Source organism: Streptomyces purpureus (genome assembly GCF_014648195.1).
Classification (GTDB): Bacteria; Actinomycetota; Actinomycetes; order Streptomycetales; family Streptomycetaceae; genus Streptomyces; species Streptomyces purpureus.
In genome coordinates this window covers 1-1,796 of record NZ_BMQQ01000066.1, presented here as the reverse complement: position 1 = coordinate 1,796, position 1,796 = coordinate 1, and the positions used below count along the sequence as shown (strand labels likewise).

Genomic DNA, 1,796 nt, shown 5'->3' with positions numbered 1-1,796 from the left:
GTGCGCCGGCGGGACAGCGAGCTGCTGGACAGCGGGCTGTCGGCAGGGAGCGCGGACTCCCCGGGACGGTCCGATCGGCTGCTGCCAGGTCGACGGCGCGCCGCCGGAGAAAGGCGGGGGGCGGACTCCCGCGGGACCGGTGCCCGCCGGGCGGGCGGCGCGCCGCCGGACAAAAGGGTGCCGGACAAGGCCGGCTGTCGGGGCGCCCGCAGGTCAACCGCGGGCGCGCTGCGCGGCCTCCTCGGCCTCCTCCTCCGCGAGCGCCGCGTCGAGCCGCGCCCTGGCCCCCTCCAGCCAGCGGCGGCAGACCTTGGCCAGCTCCTCGCCCCGCTCCCAGAGCGCCAGCGACTCCTCCAGGGTCGTCCCGCCCGCCTCCAGCCGGCGCACGACCTCGATCAGCTCGTCGCGGGCCTGCTCGTAGCCGAGCGCCGCCACCTCTTCCGTCTTCGCTGCCATGCGATCCACCCTATGCGTGAGGTCCGACAACGCGGCGTACAGTCAACTCGCCCTCGGCGACCCGGGCCCGCAGCTCCTCGTCCGCCGCGACCTCGTCCGGGGAGCGGACGACATGCCCGTCCGCCCGCTGCAGCACCGCGTACCCGCGCTCCAGTGTGGCGGCGGGGGACAGGGACAGGACCCGGGCGCGGGTGTGGGAGATCTCGGAGTCGGCCCGGTCGAGGAGGTGCCCGAGGACCCGGCGGCTGCGGGCGAGCAGGGCGTGCAGCTCGTCCTCCCGCTCCTCCAGCATCCGGTGCGGATGCTCCATGACGGGCCGGGTGAGGGCGTGCGCCAGGCCGCGCTCCTCCCGCTCCAGCATCGCCCGTACGCACCGCAGCCCCCGGTCCCGCAGGGCCTGGACCCGGTCCAGCTCCTCGCCGACGTCCGGGACCACCTTCTTGGCCGCGTCGGTGGGGGTTGCGGCACGCAGATCGGCGACGAGGTCGAGCAGGGGCGTGTCGGGTTCGTGCCCGATGGCGGAGACGACGGGCGTACGGCAGGCGGCCACCGCGCGGACGAGCTGCTCGTCCGAGAACGGCAGCAGGTCCTCGACGCTGCCGCCGCCGCGCGCCACGACGATCACGTCCACGTCCGGGTGGGCGTCGAGCTCCTCGACCGCCTGGACGACCTGGGGCACGGCGTGGACACCCTGGACGGCGACGTTGCGCACCTCGAAGCGGACGTGGGGCCAGCGGTGCCGGGCGACCTCGAGCACGTCCCGCTCGGCGGCGGACGCCCGCCCGCAGACGAGCCCGATCAGCTGGGGGAGGAAGGGCAGGGACTTCTTCCGGTCGGCCGCGAAGAGCCCCTCGGCGCCGAGGCTCCGCTTGAGCTGCTCCAGCCGCGCGAGCAGCTCCCCGATGCCGACGGGCCGGATCTCGGCGGCCCGCAGCGAGAGCTGCCCCCGGGGCGCGTACCACTCGGGCTTGGCGTGGACGACGACCCGGGCGCCCTCGGAGACGATGTCGGCGACGGCGTCGAAGACCTGGCGGTAGCAGGTCACCCCGACGGAGATGTCGTACGACGGATCGCGCAGCGTCATGAAGACCACCCCGGCCCCGGGGCGCCGCGACAGCTGCGTGATCTGCCCCTCGACCCAGACCGCCCCGAGCCGGTCGATCCACCCACCGATGAGCCGTGACACCTCACCGACGGGAAGGGGCGCGTCGGCAGACGTGGAAAGAGCCATGCGCCGAGCCTAACGGCGACCACGGACACCGCCGAGGGGCCGGCGGGGAGGCCGTCTGCCGGGACGGGTTCGTGCTGTCACGCGGCGCGTCCTGCCACGGCTCCGGCCC

2 protein-coding genes are annotated in these 1,796 nt (G+C 75.3%); both read right to left on the bottom strand.

Annotated features, from left to right (window positions below):
- Window positions 1–213 precede the first annotated feature (213 nt).
- Window positions 214–456, bottom strand: coding sequence for an exodeoxyribonuclease VII small subunit (locus tag IEZ01_RS34335; protein WP_019889129.1), 243 nt, complete (start codon window positions 454–456; stop codon window positions 214–216).
- 10 nt (window positions 457–466) lie between these two features.
- Window positions 467–1,687, bottom strand: a complete 1,221-nt coding sequence (xseA, locus tag IEZ01_RS34330) for an exodeoxyribonuclease VII large subunit (protein ID WP_028797922.1) — start codon at window positions 1,685–1,687, stop codon at window positions 467–469.
- Window positions 1,688–1,796 lie beyond the last annotated feature (109 nt).